Origin of the sequence: Treponema putidum, from assembly GCF_024401155.1 — a bacterium.
In the GTDB taxonomy this organism is placed as follows: domain Bacteria; phylum Spirochaetota; class Spirochaetia; order Treponematales; family Treponemataceae; genus Treponema_B; species Treponema_B putidum.
Genome location: NZ_CP038804.1, coordinates 1,282,502 through 1,299,605 on the forward strand (window position 1 = coordinate 1,282,502; position 17,104 = coordinate 1,299,605).

At 38.7% G+C, this 17,104-nt stretch carries 11 protein-coding genes and 1 pseudogene; 9 read left to right on the top strand and 3 right to left on the bottom strand.

Annotated elements, in window-relative coordinates:
* The first annotated feature begins 14 nt into the window (after positions 1-14).
* A complete protein-coding gene (locus E4N74_RS06055; protein WP_255819280.1) occupies positions 15-3,212 on the top strand; it encodes an Eco57I restriction-modification methylase domain-containing protein in 3,198 nt (1,065 codons plus the stop codon).
* A 350-nt stretch (positions 3,213-3,562) separates the two neighbouring features.
* Here E4N74_RS06055 and E4N74_RS06060 read toward each other — a convergent pair.
* Positions 3,563-4,576, bottom strand: a pseudogene (locus E4N74_RS06060) (Eco57I restriction-modification methylase domain-containing protein); the annotation flags it as partial.
* Between the two features lie 31 nt (positions 4,577-4,607).
* A complete protein-coding gene (locus tag E4N74_RS06065) occupies positions 4,608-5,261 on the bottom strand; it encodes a master DNA invertase Mpi family serine-type recombinase (protein ID WP_255806571.1) in 654 nt (217 codons plus the stop codon).
* Between the two features lie 219 nt (positions 5,262-5,480).
* Here E4N74_RS06065 and E4N74_RS06070 point away from each other — a divergent pair, with 219 nt between their 5' ends.
* From E4N74_RS06070 to E4N74_RS06105, 8 genes are all read left to right on the top strand, one after another.
* The gene (locus E4N74_RS06070; protein ID WP_044979497.1) at positions 5,481-6,131 is read left to right on the top strand and encodes a TetR/AcrR family transcriptional regulator; all 651 of its coding nucleotides are present in this window, start codon (positions 5,481-5,483) and stop codon (positions 6,129-6,131) included.
* Between the two features lie 91 nt (positions 6,132-6,222).
* Positions 6,223-8,592 (top strand): efflux RND transporter permease subunit, encoded by a 2,370-nt coding sequence (locus tag E4N74_RS06075; RefSeq protein WP_255819281.1) that lies wholly within the window; start codon positions 6,223-6,225, stop codon positions 8,590-8,592.
* A gap of 42 nt (positions 8,593-8,634) precedes the next feature.
* Positions 8,635-10,479, top strand: a complete 1,845-nt coding sequence (locus E4N74_RS06080) for an ABC transporter ATP-binding protein (protein ID WP_255806572.1) — start codon at positions 8,635-8,637, stop codon at positions 10,477-10,479.
* A gap of 106 nt (positions 10,480-10,585) precedes the next feature.
* Positions 10,586-11,017, top strand: a complete 432-nt coding sequence (locus E4N74_RS06085) for a GNAT family N-acetyltransferase (protein ID WP_255806573.1) — start codon at positions 10,586-10,588, stop codon at positions 11,015-11,017.
* A gap of 3 nt (positions 11,018-11,020) precedes the next feature.
* A complete protein-coding gene (locus E4N74_RS06090; RefSeq protein ID WP_044979501.1) occupies positions 11,021-12,778 on the top strand; it encodes an ABC transporter ATP-binding protein in 1,758 nt (585 codons plus the stop codon).
* 95 nt (positions 12,779-12,873) lie between these two features.
* Complete coding sequence (locus E4N74_RS06095; RefSeq protein ID WP_145475264.1) at positions 12,874-13,659, top strand: outer membrane lipoprotein-sorting protein; 786 nt, start codon at positions 12,874-12,876, stop codon at positions 13,657-13,659.
* Between the two features lie 39 nt (positions 13,660-13,698).
* Positions 13,699-14,214, top strand: a complete 516-nt coding sequence (locus tag E4N74_RS06100; protein WP_338113388.1) for a hypothetical protein — start codon at positions 13,699-13,701, stop codon at positions 14,212-14,214.
* 370 nt (positions 14,215-14,584) lie between these two features.
* Positions 14,585-16,111 carry a capsule assembly Wzi family protein gene (locus E4N74_RS06105; protein ID WP_255819282.1) on the top strand — a complete coding sequence of 509 codons (1,527 nt, stop codon included), beginning with the start codon at positions 14,585-14,587 and terminating at the stop codon, positions 16,109-16,111.
* A 558-nt stretch (positions 16,112-16,669) separates the two neighbouring features.
* Here E4N74_RS06105 and E4N74_RS06110 read toward each other — a convergent pair.
* Positions 16,670-17,092 (bottom strand): hypothetical protein, encoded by a 423-nt coding sequence (locus tag E4N74_RS06110; protein ID WP_255806576.1) that lies wholly within the window; start codon positions 17,090-17,092, stop codon positions 16,670-16,672.
* Between the last annotated feature and the right edge of the window lie 12 nt (positions 17,093-17,104).

Sequence of the window (17,104 nt, forward strand, 5' to 3'; positions counted from 1 at the left end):
TTAAGGAGCACACTATGACTGACTTTCGCACTATTTTTGAACAAACCTATCCCGGAAAAGACAAAATCTACGAAGATATAATCCTTCCTATTTTCAAAAACGCAACGGATTTACGGAAAGCAACACCGATTGCATTGGCAGAAGCCGATAAAAAGAATGTTTTACAGGCTTCAATCATAGCACAAGTTGCAGGGACATTTCCCGTAACATTTGCCGATGTAGAAGTACAGTCGTCGGTACACCTCAAACGCAACCGTGTTAGTATTCAGAATTGTATCCGCAAAATTATGGAAGATAATAGCTCAGCGCTTATCTTTTTCCATTTTGCTGATAATCAAAATGAATGGCGGGTAAGTTTTGCACACCGAGCAGAGACACTGCAAACGAGCACAAGTGCAAAACGGTATACCTATCTGTGCGGGATAGAACATCCCTGCCGGACTATTGCAGAGCGTTTCCAATATTTGGCAAAAAAAGCCGATTCTGCTGCTATAACCGTTGAGGATATGTTGAACGCATTTAGTGTAGAGGCATTAAGTAAGGAATTTTTTGCCGAGTATAAGGTTTTCTACGAAGATTTTGTGCAATACATTACCGGTAAACGCTATATCAAAGCAAAAGGAAAATCGGGCTATGAGAACAGAGCTGTAGCCGGAGCAAAAGTTCATACAAAAATCTTTGCGCACTTTCAACGAATAGGCAATGGGGATGAACAAAAGGCAGAAAAGAAAGTCCGTGATTATATCAAAAAGATGATGGGACGGCTCGTATTTATTCAATTTTTACAGAAAAAAGGATGGCTCGGTTGCACGGACGATAACTGGAATGACGGCGACAGAGATTATTTACAACATCTTTTTGAACGCTCAAGCGAGAAGCAACAAAATGATTTTCTTTCTACCGTACTTGATCCGCTCTTTTTCGGTATGCTGAATACTAATCCTGAAGATCGAGCTCGTCATTTTAAGCAAAAGGGTTGGGATAAAACACTACTTGATCGTTTTGGGAAAGTACCGTATTTGAATGGCGGGCTTTTTGAAGAGGATCCGGAAGACAGTGTTCCGGTTATTTTTCCGGCGGTATTGTTCGGTAATCCTAAGCAAAGGGAAATAGAACGGATTTTCCGTAGCGGTCAAAATAACGACTATCCGTATGATGCAAGCTGCGGTCTTTTAGATTTTTTTGCCCGTTATAATTTCACTATTGACGAAACCGATCCGGAAGATCGGGAAGTCGGCGTAGACCCTGAAATGCTCGGGAAGATTTTTGAAAATCTTCTGGAAGATAACAAAGATAAAGGTGCATTTTATACTCCGAAAGAAATTGTACAATATATGTGCCGAGAAAGCCTTATCGCATACCTTGCCGAAGAAATACAGGATGAACCGGCAATGCGTGATTTAGTTCTAAAGCATGAAACGGCTAGGATAAAGGATAAGAATGCGGCATTATCGGCACTTAAAACAGTTAAAATCTGCGATCCTGCAGTAGGTTCGGGGGCTTTCCCGATGGGTATGCTGAATGAACTTTTTGCATGCAGAATGTTACTGGAAGGAGATAGTTCAGATGAAGAAAATCGCTCACGCATTAAAAAAGACATTGTTCGTGAGAATATCTATGGAGTCGATATTGAAAAAGGAGCCGTTGATATCGCCCGTCTGCGCTTTTGGCTTGCTATCATCGTCGATGAAAAAATACCGCTCCCTCTTCCCAACCTTGACTATAAAATAATGCAGGGTAACAGCTTATTGGAAAGTTATGAGGGTATCTCCTTAGAAAATTTACTGCACCGGAATAAAAATAATCTCTTTGACAATACGGAAGAAAGCATAAAAGCCCTACAAACAGCCATCATCGATTATTATCAGCCTAAGACGCATAAATCAAAACAGGCTATGAAGCAGCAAATTTCTCAACTTGTTTATACCTTGCTCAGTGAACAAGGAAGAAGCAAAGAACACGATAAGCTGGCCGATCTAAAAAAGATATCGATTGATGCAAACAATCAATTCTTTTTATGGCATACGTGGTTTAGTGAGGTGTTTAACCGACCGTCAAAACAAGGCTTTGATATAGTAATTGGGAACCCGCCGTATATTGATTCGGAAACGATGATAAATAACGGGTTAGAGTGGGAAAGAAAAATATTGCATGATAAGTTTAAAAATCTAACGGGAAACTGGGACATATATATGGCATTTTTCGAATTAGGTCTTTTTCTAGGAAATATACTTGTATTTATTACTCCTGACAAATGGTTATCAAAAAACTTTGGTTTAAAATTTAGAGAGGTTCAAGTAAAAAAAAGATTATCTTTAATTACAAAGGCTGATCGCAAAGTTTTCAATAGTGCAACGGTTGATGCAGTAATTGCGCTTTTTACACAAGAGTCAAAAGAGCTTCGCGCGTGTGAATTTTTGTCTGAAAAAATAATTAAAAGGTTGTCAAATAAAAGCATTAAGGATATTGAGGCACCCTTCTTAATTGATTTTATGTTCTCAGAAAATTCAGCTCTTCTTGATAAAATTGATAAGGTTGGAAAACATATTAGTAATTATTGTCTATGTGAAGGTGCTTGTTCTACTTCAGATTTTTATATTGTAAAGGAACTAATCGAAACATATCCTGAACCAGATTTAAATAAATATTATAAATTAATTAACACAGGAACAATTGGAAAATATTATAATAAATGGGATTTAAAACCTATTTCATATGGTGAAAAATATAATTTTCCTGTTGTAAATAAAAAGGAATTTGAAAAAAAACTTGGTAAAACATATATCGAACGTGCAGCCTGTTCAAAAATAATTTTAAAAGGCTTGAATTTACTGGAAGTTTGTTTAGACGAAAATGCAGAAATCATTCCTGGAAAAACTACAATGGTAATTTGTTCTGCAGATATAAACTTGTTAAAGTTTATGATGGGGTTATTAAATTCACCTTTACCGTTTTTTTATATAAAAAACAAATACTCTTCTAGCAGCTATTGTGGTGGAATTACATTCACAAAAAATATGATCAATGACTTACCCCTTTACGTTACAGAAGTACAAATGCTTCCGATTATTAGAATTGTGGATAAAATTTTAGAAAATAAAAAAATAAACCCTGAATTTGACATAAAAGATTTACAGAAAAAAATCAATTCTTTAGTTTATGACTTATATGGTATTACAAAAGAAGAAAGTGAAATCATTGAAAAGGTTTAACTCAAAATGATTTTTATTGCCAGATACATCGCCTGTATATCAAAGCACCGTTAGGAAACTAGATATATTTCGGCGAACTTTAACCTGCACTACAGTACATGTTCTTTTGATGGTAATAGAAGCATGCGGCTACCCTATACTCTTCTACACAAATAAAGGAAGACCTTTCATGCCGGACTCTTTTTTCAAAGTACTGGAAGAAAACAATATTGAAATCAGCTGGATATAAAAAAAACAAGTCTTTTGATAACATCCATATCAAGTAGCTATAGCTGTTTTTCAACTACAAAGACTGGAAATCAAGTTAATCCAATATTCAGAGTTTTCTGACCCATTCTTATAAACTAATATTATTCATCATCAAGTCTGAATTCCAGTTCATAATTTTTTATATAAGCAACTTCTGCCTTTGTTAGCCCATAAAGCGGGCACACTAAATCATCTAATTCGTCGATTAGTTTTTTTGATTTTCTGATTTTATATTCAAAATAAAAATCTCGATTAATTTTATTTTTTTCAATGTCAGTTTTGTATTTAAAATATTTATTGTTGATTTGAGATATTGTTTCTCTACTAACTTTTTCTAAATCAGGTAATGGAAACATTTCTAATTCTGTCAATTTTATATGTAATCCATCTGTATAAACTTGCTGATAAAACCAAAAAAGATTCGTACTCAAAATAGCAACTATAATTTTAGAATAATCTGAAATAACACAATATGTTTTATCTTGAGTTGAGCCTGTAGGAATATCAGAAACTACATTAAAATATCTTCCACCAGAAACTCTGTAATAAAAAGGGACTCCTTTTACATCTGTAAATGACTTGATATTTTTATTTGATGAGAAACATTTTTGCAAAATTTTCTTTTCAGAATCATTTGATATTTTTGCATATCTTCCTGGTAGTTTTAACTCTTTTGAATCAATAAATTGAAGTTTATCAATAATATCTTTAATAGAATCTGTATAACGTCGCCGCTGCAATTTTGTTGTGTAGATATGGCGATTTGCAGTAAGCGTTTTTGTAAAGAAGAAAACAGATGTTCTTATACAAGCAGCATCAAAAATCTGTTTTGGTCGGTTTGAATATGAGGAAACTTTTATCGTCTCGCAATTATTTTCAAGCAGATTGTGAAGAGCCATCATAGCATCACTGGAAGTTATAGCCATTGGAATAATAAAAGCTAAGTTTCCGTTTTTACATAGAATATTATATCCAAGATTTACAAAAACTGCAAAAGTGTCCGTAGAGCCTTTCAGACCTCTTGCTGTTTGCGAAGCTTCATAATATCTTTTGTAATTTTCTTTATCGGTATTAGAAGTTTTTGCCCCATACGGCGGGTTCCCAATTACTATATCAAAGCCTTGTTTTGACGGTCATCAAAATCGGTCAATAATAAATATGATATTGTAGCCACAGTGAACTTTTACAGTTTTTAGGTTCAAATAAGCCCGTATATACCATATATCTATATAGAGTTTGTTTTGATATTTCCAATTCTTTTGCAATTTTTGTTTTCTCAACGCCCAATGACATTTGTTCTATAATCCAATTATGACAAGCTGCACATTTCGGATTTAACCGGCAGCGCTCTCCTTGCTTTCGTCCAATCTGTTTGCCTTTAGATTTAGCACAAGCGAGCGCCTCCTTCGTGCGCTGGCTAATTAAATTCCGTTCAATTTCTGCACTTAGACCGAATGCAAAGGCTAAAACCTTACTTTGTATATCGTCGCCGAGACGATAGTTGTCTTTGATTGTCCATACCCTGCATTCCTTTTTCATGCAGATATTCAGTATTTCCATAATCATAAACAGGTTACGGCCAAGCCGTGAAAGCTCTGCGCAGATGATAAGATCGTCTTTTTTTACCGTTTTTAAAAGCTCGCCCAGCTTACGCTTATCGTAATTTTTACTGCCGCTGATAGTCTCTTCAATCCACCCGTCGATGTAAAGTTTTTCTCGCCTACAAAAATTGTTGATTTCAAACTTTTGGTTTTCCACCGTCTGCTTATCCGTGCTTACTCTGATGTATCCGTATGTCATTGTGCTCCTCATTCCATAATGTGATATGTATATTGTTCACAGTAGTCCTTTTACATGCAAGAGCTGTGTACGGAATGAGGCTCACCTCAAACCGCTGATTTGATTATATTCTCAACCCCAATCAAAAATTTTATATAGCTGTTTTGTACTTTGTTTTCTATTATCAAGAATGTTAAAGATGCCCCTTTGACAATTTTAAAACTGATGCCTATAATATAAATGATGGAAGAATCGAAAAAAAAGAATGAGACCTATACGGAAATCCTCAAAAACGCAAAAACGGAATTTTTGCAAAAGGGCTTTGAAAAGGCATCCATGCGTTCCATTGCTGCAATGACGGGTATAACGGCAGGAGCCTTGTATAAGCACTTCCTTTCAAAGGCGGCAATCTTTGATGCCCTCGTACAACCGCTTATTACGCAAACCTTAAGCATCGGTACCGATTTTTCCAAAATAGCAATGCATTTATACGAAACTAAAGACTTTTTATCAACAAAGGAAGCAATACGCGACTCTTTGCAGAATTTATGTACACTTGTGTACAGCCGCTTCGACGAATTTAAACTTTTGTTTAACCGCTCGGCGGGAACAAAATACGAAAACATCCGCCACGAATTCGTAATGGCGGATGTTACAGCGTGCAAAAAATTCATTGCCGACTTAAAAAAGCGAGGTATAAATATAAACCCTTTAGACGATGACAGGCTTCACTTAATTTACAGCACCGCCTTAACACCGCTTTTTGAAATCATCACACATGAATATTCTTATAAAAAAGCCCTATCCTTTATAGATATCTTAACCGATGTAATGTATTTTTGCTGGAATAAAATTATGCAACCGGAGGCGGAAATAAACAAAGAAAATTGATTTTTCCTCTTGACAAATTTTTAATGTATGGCTATACTAACAATTAGTAAACAATGTTTACTAATTGTTAGTATTCCAAGGGGACTGTAAAATGAAACTGGAACGTTTGCATATATTTTTTAAGAAAATCGGTGAATTTCAATTAAAATACCGATGGCTTTTACTCATTTTATTAGCAGCTATAACAGTATTTGCAGCGATGGGCTTAAAAAAGTTTAGAGCCACATCAATGACCGAAGAAGTTTTTGTAAACCTAACTCCTCAAATGAAAGAAAATGAAGACAGGTTTAAAGAGCTTTTTGGAAGCAACGACACTATAGTCCTGCTTATAGAATCCGATGATGTTTTTAAACCTGAGGTTTTAAAAATGATTAAAGAAATCGGAAGTGAACTTTTAGAAAAAATTCCGTACTCCGATTCGGTTACTTCCATTACCGATATCGATATAAGCGTCGGAACGGAAGAAGGAATCGAAATAAGAAATCCCTTTAAAGACGGCATTCCTGAAAATCCTGCCGAGCTTAAAAAGGCAAAAGACTTTATCCTATCCAGAAAATCCATCGTAAATAAACTTGTTTCAAGCGATGCAAAAGAAACTTGGCTTATTCTTTCGCTTAAAGCAACCCCGAGCAGAGAAGAATGGATGAAAACTTCGGATAAGGAGCTTATGTATATCATGGGAGATATCGCTATCGATATTGTAACAAATCCCAAATATAAAAGCTCTGCCTACACAATAAAGCCTGCCGGTCTTCCCTACACTGAAACGGAAGAGAAAATTGTTATGAATGCAGACATAAGAAAATGCGTAAGCCTTAGTTTTATGTGTATGATAATTCTCCTAGTTATTTTTGCACGTTCATTCCGAGGCACTATAGTGCCTATCATCGCCACTACAGGGGCAATAGTTTCAGTTTTAGGTTTTATGGGGCATTTAAATATTGAAGGAAGTTCAGAGATGCTTTCAGTTCCCATTATTCTTGCGATGGCTCTTTCGGTAGGCTACGCAATTCACCTTGTAAATTCTTTTAGAAACAGTTTTTACGCAATAGGAAAACGTAAAGAAGCCGTTATCGATTCGATAGAAAATACGGGCTGGCCTCTGTTTTTTACGGTTGTTACAACAGTTGCTTCCGTTTTATCATTTTTGACGGTTGACCTCGAACCGATGCATTGGATGGGGCTTACAAGTGCAGCTATGGTTTTTGCAGTTTATATTTATGTCAGCATCTTAATTCCCATTTTGATGAGTTTCGGAAAGGACTGTCCGCCTGAACAAAATAAGAGTGCAATAAGATATAAAAAACTGGATTCTTTTTTTGAAAAGTTCGGCGGTTGGGTATTAAAAAAACGAAAACCCGTTTTGATTGTTTTTGCACTTGTAACGGTCCTTTGCCTTCCGGGTATTTTTATGATAACCGTAAACATGGACAGCTTTAACTTTATGGGAACCAGAATTCCTTATGTAAAACGTATTTATGAAATTACACATTCCCAATTGGGAGCTTATTTTAACTACAATGTGATGCTGACCTTTAAGGAAGAAGATGCAGTAAAAAAACCGGAAAACTTAAAAAAGCTGGAAGAATTAAGCCGCCACATATCGGGCTTTAAATTAACAAAGCTGAATAACGGAGTACCTAAAATATTTTCGATATTGGATGTTGTAAAAGATATGAATCAGACCATGCATGCCGACGATCCGAAATTCTATTCCATACCTGAAGATGAAGACCTTTTAACCCAACTTTTATTTTTATACGAAATATCCGGAGGAGAAACTTCCCGCTGGGTTGATGAAGAATTCCGGACTCTCCGTATGACCGTCGATGTTGCCGCTTTTGATGGAAATGAACTTGCTGCCAATTTGAAAAGCGTGCATAAAAAATGTGCTGAACTTTTCCCTGATGCCGAAGTCTTTTTAACAGGAGCTGCAGCTCATGCCGCAGAGATGAATAATAAAATAGTATATGGGGAAATATATTCCTTTTTTACCTCCCTTGCGGCAATCGGTGTTTTAATGATGATTGTATTTGGAAGTATTAAAATGGGACTGATAGGTCTTATACCTAACATTATGCCGATTATTACAACAGGTGCAATTATGGGATATTTCCATATTCCTCTCGATATGGTAACAATGGCACTTATGCCTATGGTTCTCGGTATAGCCGTAGATGATACCATCCATTTTACTAACCATACAAAGTACCTATTTGAAAAAGAAAGTTCTTATGATAAAGCGATTATAGGTTCTTTTTATTCTATAGGAAAGACACTTGCCATGACTACGATAATTTTGTCAGCTACTTTTTTAATGTACATGGCAAGCATAATAGATGCATTCCTGCGTTTAGGAATATTAGCGGCAGTAGGTCTCTTTTCGGCCCTCGTTGCAGACTATCTTATGACGCCGGTATTGATTTATATAAGCAAGCCGTTTGGAAAAGAAAAAAAATAATTACTTATACTAGGAGCATTTTTACTTATACTAGGAGCATTTATGGATATTTTAAAAAAACATATCGGTGCAATTATCTTTCCGGTGATTGTCGCAATTATCGGAGTCGCGTGCGGCATTGTTCCGTACTTTGCGATTGCATCCATTGTTACTCAGCTTATAAACGGCGTAAAGGATTACCGCGTTTTCTTACCTTATGCCGGACTTATTCTTGCAGGCTTTGCAGGTTCAATTATCGGACATTCGATATCGACTATAGGTTCACATAACCTTGCATTCAGTGTTATTGAAGACACACGGAAACGGGTGGTCGAAAAACTTAGCAGGCTTTCGATGGGGACGATAGAAGAAAAAAGCAGCGGTAAGTGGTCGCAATTTGTGGTAGAAACGCTTGATAAGATGGAAAAACCGATTGCGCATGTCATACCTGAAGTATTGGCAAATGTGCTTATTCCGATTGTCATTGTCGTTATCATTTTTATATTGAATTGGAAGATCGGTCTTGCAAACCTTGTAACACTGCCTCTCGGCATACTCTTTTCAATGCTGATGATGAAGGATTACGAAGCAAAGTCCAAGCGGTACATTGAAGCGTCCAAAAAAATGAATGCCGCCGCCGTCGAATATATTCAGGGCATCAAGATCATCAAGGCATTTAACAAATCGGCCTCCTCTTATGACAAATTTCAAAAAGCGGTGGAGGATAACAGGGATTCGATGCTCGACTGGTATTTAAGCGTATGCTTTGCCATGATAGCTGCGATGGAAGTTCTGCCGTCTACGCTCCTTATCGTATTACCGGTAGGGCTTTACCTCTTTATGACCGGAGGGATTACAATTCCTACCCTGATTATGTGCGTGCTGCTTTCGTATGCGTCGTACAAACCGCTTTTAAAAGCGATGACCTACACGGATGCGATGGCAAATGTTCGTGTCGTATTCGGGGAGATACAGTCGGTACTCGATTTACCGGAACTGGTTCGGCAGGATACCGCTCCCGCTCCTCAAGGCTATGATGTGCGGTTTGAAAATGTCGTGTTCGGGTACGGCGGAACGGCGGAGAAAACAGCAGGAGCCGCTGCCAAGGGTAACACAGCAGCCGGTGCTAAAGACGGCACCACCAAGGATGGAGCTGTCAAAAATAGAGCTGCAGGTAGTGCAGCAAATGGAGTAACGTCAACAGTGAACAGCATTAAAGTCTTTGACGGATTGAACTTTACAGCAAAGGAAGGAGAGCTGACTGCGATTGTCGGCTCTTCCGGCGGAGGCAAGTCTACCATCGCAAAACTGCTTGCAGGCTTTTGGAATATCGACAGCGGGCACATCACAATCGGCGGTGCCGATATCGGCAGTATGAGCTTGGAGCGGAACATGCAGCTGGTTACCTACGTGTCGCAGGAAAACTTTTTGTTTAACAAGAGCATTCGGGAAAACCTCAAAATGGCAAAAGAGGATGCAACTGACAAGGATATTGAATCCGCATGCAAAAAAGCAAGCATTCACGATTTTATCCAAAGCCTTCCTAACGGATATGACACCAATGCGGGAAACGCAGGCAGCAAGTTTTCAGGCGGTGAACGCCAACGGCTCACCATTGCCCGAGCGCTCCTTAAGGACAGCCCCATTGTCGTACTCGACGAAGCAACCGCTTATTCCGATCCGGAAAACGAAGCGATTATCCAGCAGTCCATCGACAACCTCGTAAAGAATAAAACCGTCATTATGATTGCGCACCGGCTTTCCACTATTGTCAATGCCGATAAAATCATTGTACTTGATAAAGGCAAAATCGCCGCAGAGGGAACACACGCAGAGCTGCTGCAAAATTCCCCGCTCTATCAAAAAATGTGGCAATCCCATATCAATAGCAGGGATAGCGCAGAGTGAAAAATAAACCGCAAAACGCTAAGATCGCAAAGAGAAATCTAAGAGGTGCCCTCTTAAATCTTTGCGCCCTCTGCGCCTTTGCGGTGAAAAATAATTGGAGTAATGCATGATACGAAATATACAATTAACGGATGCAAAAGCTATTCGGGATATAAGCGAGTTTTCGCTCGGGTATAAAACGACGGAAGCGGTAACCGAAGGGCAAATAGCAAAGCTCTTAAAAGATACACGGCACTTTATCCGTGTATATGAAGATGATGTAACACATACGGTTGCCGGTTTTATTCATGCCGAAGCGTATGAACTTTTATACAAAGAACCGGGTTTCAATATTTTGGGACTTGCGCTTTTAGCCGAGTATCAGCACAAAGGCATCGGGAAACAGCTGCTGCAAGCGCTGGAGACTGAAGCTCGTGCACGGAATTACCGCTTTATCCGCCTTAACTCCGGCGAGCACCGTACCGAAGCCCATGCGTTTTACGAACACTGCGGCTACTCATGTACAAAACTGCAAAAGCGATTTATAAAGGAATGGTAATATATGTTTGATTTATTGAAGAAGATTTACGCGATTGCGGGGAAGCAATCAAAGCGCATAACGGCGATGTTTATATGTGATATGCTGAAAAGCATGTTTGAAGGGTTGACGCTCGGCGGGCTCTGGTATTTTTTGCTGACGGTAAGCCGTGCAGTCTTTCAAGTACAGCCGGTTACCAAGAGCAATATCATCACGGTATTCTGTATTATGCTGATGAGCATAACCGGAAAAATTATCTTCGGGTATATTTCCGACCGGAATAAAAATATCGCGTCCTATACTATGGGAGCTGAAAACCGGCTCGTCATCGGGGATAAGCTAAAAAATGTGCATATGGGATATTTTTCCGAAAGCAGGCTCGGCGATATTTCAGGGGCATTGACAACGGTTATTACCGATGTTGAAACAATCGACATGATGATTCTCGAAATGATGCTTGCAGGAAGCATTCAAACGGTTATCATGGCACTGTTTGTATTCCCCTATGATATGGTAACCGGATGTATAATCTTTATCACCCTTGTTACAACGATTCTGTTTAACAACCTCTTTCAAAAAAAGACGGATGCGGTAACGGCAAAACTGACGGAACTGAAATTGCAGCTCCGTACCGATATTTTGGAATATGTGCAGGGAATCGGCGTGGTAAAAGCATTCGGAAAAACAAGCGAAGCACTCAAAAATGTGACGGAGAGTATTAAAAAAAGCAAAACCGGTTTTTTTGCCGTAGAAAAAACACTGACTCCTTCGCTGATGTTTTTTTCTTTGCTTTTGAAACTTGGAACAACCGCCATTATAGTGAGCGCCTTATACCGCTACTCCATTGCGGCTATAGACTTTGAAAAAGCGCTGATGCTGATTGTAGCGAGCTTTGTAGTATTCGGCGGTTTTGAAATCGCAGGCACTATGCAGCGGATGCGGGGTATGGCGGTGCAAAACTTGGATACGCTCTTTAAGGTTAAAAATATTCAAGCCTTGCCGGAAGGTTCTCTGCTGCCCCAAGGGAATGATGATATTACCGTCAAAAATGTTACCTTCGGATACGGCGGAAAAGAACAGTTTGAGGAAAAACTATTCCGCAACTTGGATGTGTATATTCCGAAAAACAGCACAACCGCCTTGGTCGGCTATTCCGGTTCGGGAAAGACAAGCCTTTGCCAGCTTATTGCACGATTTTGGGATGTAGATTCAGGGGAAATCACACTCGGCAATACCAATATAAAAGATTTTGCTTACGATGCTTTTTTATCTCATTTTACTTTTGTATTTCAGGATGTGTACCTCTTTGAAGACACGATAAAAAACAACATCAAGTTCGGAAAACCGGACGCAAGCGATGAAGAAGTAATTGCTGCGGCAAAGGCTGCTCAGTGTCACGATTTTATTATGGAGCTGCCCGACGGGTATGATACCGTGCTGCAGGAAGGCGGAAGTAATCTTTCAGGCGGAGAACGCCAGCGTATCTCCATTGCAAGGGCAATGCTCAAGCCGAGTTCCATCGTGATTCTCGATGAAGCGACTTCCAGCGTCGACCCCGAAAATGAAGAAAAGCTGATGAGTGCCCTTGATGAACTATTGAAAAATAAAACCGCAATAATTATTGCACATCGGCTTTCTACCATTAAAAACGCCGATCAGATATTTGTCATGGATAAGGGAAACATAGTACAGCACGGTAAACATTCAGAACTCGTGCAGCAAGAAGGTATCTACTCACACTTCGTCGGTATGCGGGAAAAAGCTGCATCGTGGCAGGTGTAGATAAAATATACAGAGGCAATAAGCCGGAGAAGATAATTCGGTTTAAAGTACAGTGATTTCAATAATTAGGAATTATAAATTATTTGGAGGTTGATATGAAAAGAATAAAACATTTGATAGCTTTTGCCGTGTTTGCGGCAGCAGCTGTGAGCTTTGCGTTTGCACAGGAATTGACGGGAAGAGAAATCATGCAAAAAGCAAGTAACAGGGAAAAGGCCGTAACCGATTCTTTTAAGATGAGGATGACCCTTATAAACTCAAGCGGGAAAAAAAGAGTTCGGGAAGTTACAGCCTATTCAAAAGATTACGGAAAGGAAGAAAAAACAGTTATGGTGTTTTTACTTCCTGCAGATGTAAAAGGCACAGGTTATCTTGCATACTCTTATGATGACAGTTCAAAAAGCGATGACAGATGGCTTTATATTCCTGCATTAAAAAAAGCTAAGCGCATAAGCGGTTCATCAAACCAAGATGACTTTATGGGAACGGAATTTACATACGACGACATGGGAGACCGCAAAGTGGACGATTATAAACACACTCTTTTAGGCGAAGAAAAAATCGATTCCAAGGACTGCTGGAAAATAGAATCCGTTCCTGTAAAAAAATCCATGTACTCAAAATATATTTCATGGATAGACAAGGAATCTCTTTTAAACATAAAGGTAGAATTTTATGATGAGCAAGGTTCTATTTTAAAGGTGCTTACCGTCAGCGGTATCGAAAAAAAAGACGGTTTTTGGACTGCAAACAAAATGGAAATGAACAACCTGCAAAAAAAACGAAGTACAATAATTGAAATTTTAAAACATGAATTTAACAAAGAGATACCGGATTCTTATTTTAGAGTCAATTCGCTTGAGGAAGGGAAGATTAGGTAATACTTTTACAAAAGGCTTTTTTTAAAAGGAGGTGTTCATCTGGATATAATCAGAGCAATATTGGACGGCATAGCGATGGCAGCCATGTTTAACGGTTCGGCGGCAGCTCTTGTAATAGCTAACCCAAGATATTTGATGGATTCATATCCTAAGGGGATTCAAAAAGCTGCACCTGAACCGATGAGTAAAAAAGAAAAACGGGTAAATAAAATATTTACGGTTATAGTAATGGGATCGTGCTGGCTTTATGGAGTAAGCAGTACATTATATGGCGGAATTCATACATTTAGGCTACTATTTTGTACCGCATATATTCATTGGATTATTGTGAATTTCGGTGATTTTTTCTTGTTGGATTGTCTTTTATTCCAAAAGTGGACTAAGTTGATTGTCATTCCGGGAACAGAAGATAACCCAATCTATCAAACAAAAAATTGGATGAAGGTTATAGGAATACCGGAGCATTTTTTGTTGTGGCCGTTTATAATAGTGCCGTTTTTTTCTCTGGTTCAAACAGGCATTGTAATGCTAATACAATTTCTGTTTTCCTTCTAAGGCTTAAATCAACAACCCCGACGCAAGCATCGGGGTATGTTGTTCTCATAAGGTGGTTGCAGTCGGCTTTAATACCCTTCGTTACGACGCAAGCGTCGGGGTATTAAACCCTCCGCACGAATAAAAGTATACAGCAGAAAACGATTTCTTACGGTAAGCTGTATCGAAAAAACTTTTTGCAAAAAGTTTTTATAGGAGGTGTGATAAACAGTTCGGCACAAATAGTGCCTCACCGTTTATCTTTCGAGTTTGCCTCATCGGCAAACGTCGCATTATTGTATGTAGTTTTGCATAAAGCAAAACTACTTGAAAAAACTTTTTTCGCAAATTGATATTTGCTGCAAAAAGTTTTTATAGGAGGTATAAAGATATGAAAACAATACGAAAATACAGACAAGCATTCTTGTTAGGTACTACATTCTGTATGTTATTTTTTGCATTAACATTTCCGTGCGGTGCGCAGGAAGCAGGAGGAACATTATCCGAATATCAAGCAGCCGATAATTCAAATGATGAAGAATTTACTGATGATTTGGAAGATGACAGCGGAAAACCGGTATTTACGGTGGGCGGAAAACTGGAAACAGCCCACGGTCTTAGATGGAACAAAGGGGCCGAGTACAGTCTGTCCCGTTCTATTGCTCAAATAAAAGGAGAAGTCCTTGCAGGTTCGGCCTATGCCTTTCTTTCAGCCTCGGCGGAATACAATTACCGCAATCCCGTACGCACGGGCTTTAAACTTAATGAAGCCTATTTCCGCTATTCGGGCGAGATTTGGGATTTAAGTTTCGGAAGACAGCTCATCAACTGGGGACAGGCAGACGGCTTTTCCCTTACCAATGTGCTGAGTGCAAAAGATTCTTCCGCCTTTTTAGCTCTTTCTTCCGATGATACAAAACTCGCGTCGGACAGTATCCGCTTGCGCTTTTTCCACGATATTTTTACATTTGAAGCGGTCGCCGTACCGTTTTTTACACCGAACAAATTACCCCTCTTCCACTTTGAAAACGGAGCAAAGGATGACCTATACCATATCGATACGCCGGACACTTTTGATATGCAAACACCGTTAGGTACCATTACCGCCCCGATAGCGTATACTAAGACGGAAAGTGCAAAACCCAAGATGTTTACCGACACGGAAGCTGCCGCCCGTTTTTCTTTCTTTTTACCCGGCATAGATTTTTCGGTTTCCGGCTTTTACGGCTGGGATAAAAATCCTCGCTTTGTAAAAAGCGGCTATGCGAAAAAAGGACTTTTTAATCCTGCAGGTACGCATCATCCGCTTTTAAATCCATACGTACCGAAAGAATTGCACACCAATTTAAATGAAGAGTATTACCGTATCGGAATGGCCGGCATTGACGCTGCAATTCCCGCAGGTGATGTAACTGTCAGGCTGGAAACCGCTTATATCGGCGGACGGTATTTTGAACCGAAGAATTTGATTTCTTCTTTGCCGATTGCACAACTGTTGGATGGTACATCGAATGCAGATGTGCAGCTTAGCTTTGATCCGGCTGTACGCAAACACCAGCTATTGGCGCTTGCAGGACTCGATTGGATTAAGAATTCTTGGACGCTTAGCGCACAGTATTTTGAAGACCTAATTTTGAACCATAAGGACGATATAGAAAGGCCGATGCACAAGGGCTTTGTCAGCATCAATATAAGCAAAACATTTTTGCGGGACACGCTCAAAGTTTCTGCAAGCGGAGCAGTCGATATAAACTACGGCAGCACATCAAGCTCTTATTCGGTTGACTATGCCCTTACCGACAACATGCATGTAATTTTGGGCGGAGACCTTTACACCAAGGGCTATGACGGCAAAGGAGACTTTGCACAATTAAACAAGATAAGTTCTATATGGGTGAAGGGACGATTTAACTGGTAATATTTCTTTTGAAAATATACACGCTGTCTGCTGCGTCGCTACGTAAAATGAGCTCGACGTATACCCGATACGCCTCCCCGCCACGGATGGCGGTGGTTATAACTTCGAGAGTTTTGCGTAAGTAAAACTCTGAGATAAAAAAGGTACAAGGACGTACCTTTTTTATCGGCCTATTTTCAAAAGTCCTGTCAGTGGGGATTTCAGATAGTGATAGCTTTTTGCGTAAGCAGCTTTGAGCGGCGGACTGCTCAATTTTGTTTTTCCAATTTCTCTCCGCCACGGACGGCGGTGATTTTAAGCGTATAAGTTTTGCGTATGCAAAACTTATTATCAAAAACTGTACAAGGAGGTACGGTTTTTGATGGAGCACCGCGCTTTTCGCTTCAATCGCTGTCCGAGAAGTGAGATAGCTGGGGTGTAAATAAATGCAAAGTTTTGGTTTCATGATTTTTCTTTAACAGTCTTATCAATTAGTTTTTAATTTTACCTCCAAGTTTTCTACCTTTTACCTGTTATATTTTTCTATTACTATATCATATTTCAATAATATTATATAATTTATTTTACAGAGCCATTTATCCAAACAAAGACATACTGTGGAAACTCTTTATAAAACTTCTCTAATCTATCATTTGAAATTGTATCCCAATTTATAAAAATTTCATTGAGATAGTTTTTTGTTTCGTTTTCAAAATTTTCTAGTAAGTCTTTATCAGAAGAATACCTTCCTCTTACTATTTCTTTATGATGCAAATATTTATATACATTAGAAATACTCCAGAAATTATTTTCAACCTTTATATCAATTTCCAAATAACCTCTTTCAATTATCACTTGAATATCCGGAAAACCTAGTTTTATAAAATAATATTTTGAATACAAACTTCCCTCTTCATTATTCTTTTCAAACAACTCATATTGGAAATATGTTTTTAGAAAACAAATCAATTGTTCATAGTTTAGATTTTTTCCTGCAAACATTATTTTATACCC

Bases quoted from the DNA above. Each gene is read 5' to 3' on its own strand.
- E4N74_RS06105 (WP_255819282.1), top strand. From the start codon at position 14,585: ATGAAAACAATACGAAAATACAGACAAGCATTCTTGTTAGGTACTACA.
- E4N74_RS06095 (WP_145475264.1), top strand. From the start codon at position 12,874: ATGAAAAGAATAAAACATTTGATAGCTTTTGCCGTGTTTGCGGCAGCA.
- E4N74_RS06080 (WP_255806572.1), top strand. From the start codon at position 8,635: ATGGATATTTTAAAAAAACATATCGGTGCAATTATCTTTCCGGTGATT.
- E4N74_RS06065 (WP_255806571.1), bottom strand. From the start codon at position 5,261: ATGACATACGGATACATCAGAGTAAGCACGGATAAGCAGACGGTGGAA.
- E4N74_RS06070 (WP_044979497.1), top strand. From the start codon at position 5,481: ATGATGGAAGAATCGAAAAAAAAGAATGAGACCTATACGGAAATCCTC.
- E4N74_RS06090 (WP_044979501.1), top strand. From the start codon at position 11,021: ATGTTTGATTTATTGAAGAAGATTTACGCGATTGCGGGGAAGCAATCA.
- E4N74_RS06110 (WP_255806576.1), bottom strand. From the start codon at position 17,092: ATGTTTGCAGGAAAAAATCTAAACTATGAACAATTGATTTGTTTTCTA.
- E4N74_RS06085 (WP_255806573.1), top strand. From the start codon at position 10,586: ATGATACGAAATATACAATTAACGGATGCAAAAGCTATTCGGGATATA.
- E4N74_RS06055 (WP_255819280.1), top strand. From the start codon at position 15: ATGACTGACTTTCGCACTATTTTTGAACAAACCTATCCCGGAAAAGAC.
- E4N74_RS06075 (WP_255819281.1), top strand. From the start codon at position 6,223: ATGAAACTGGAACGTTTGCATATATTTTTTAAGAAAATCGGTGAATTT.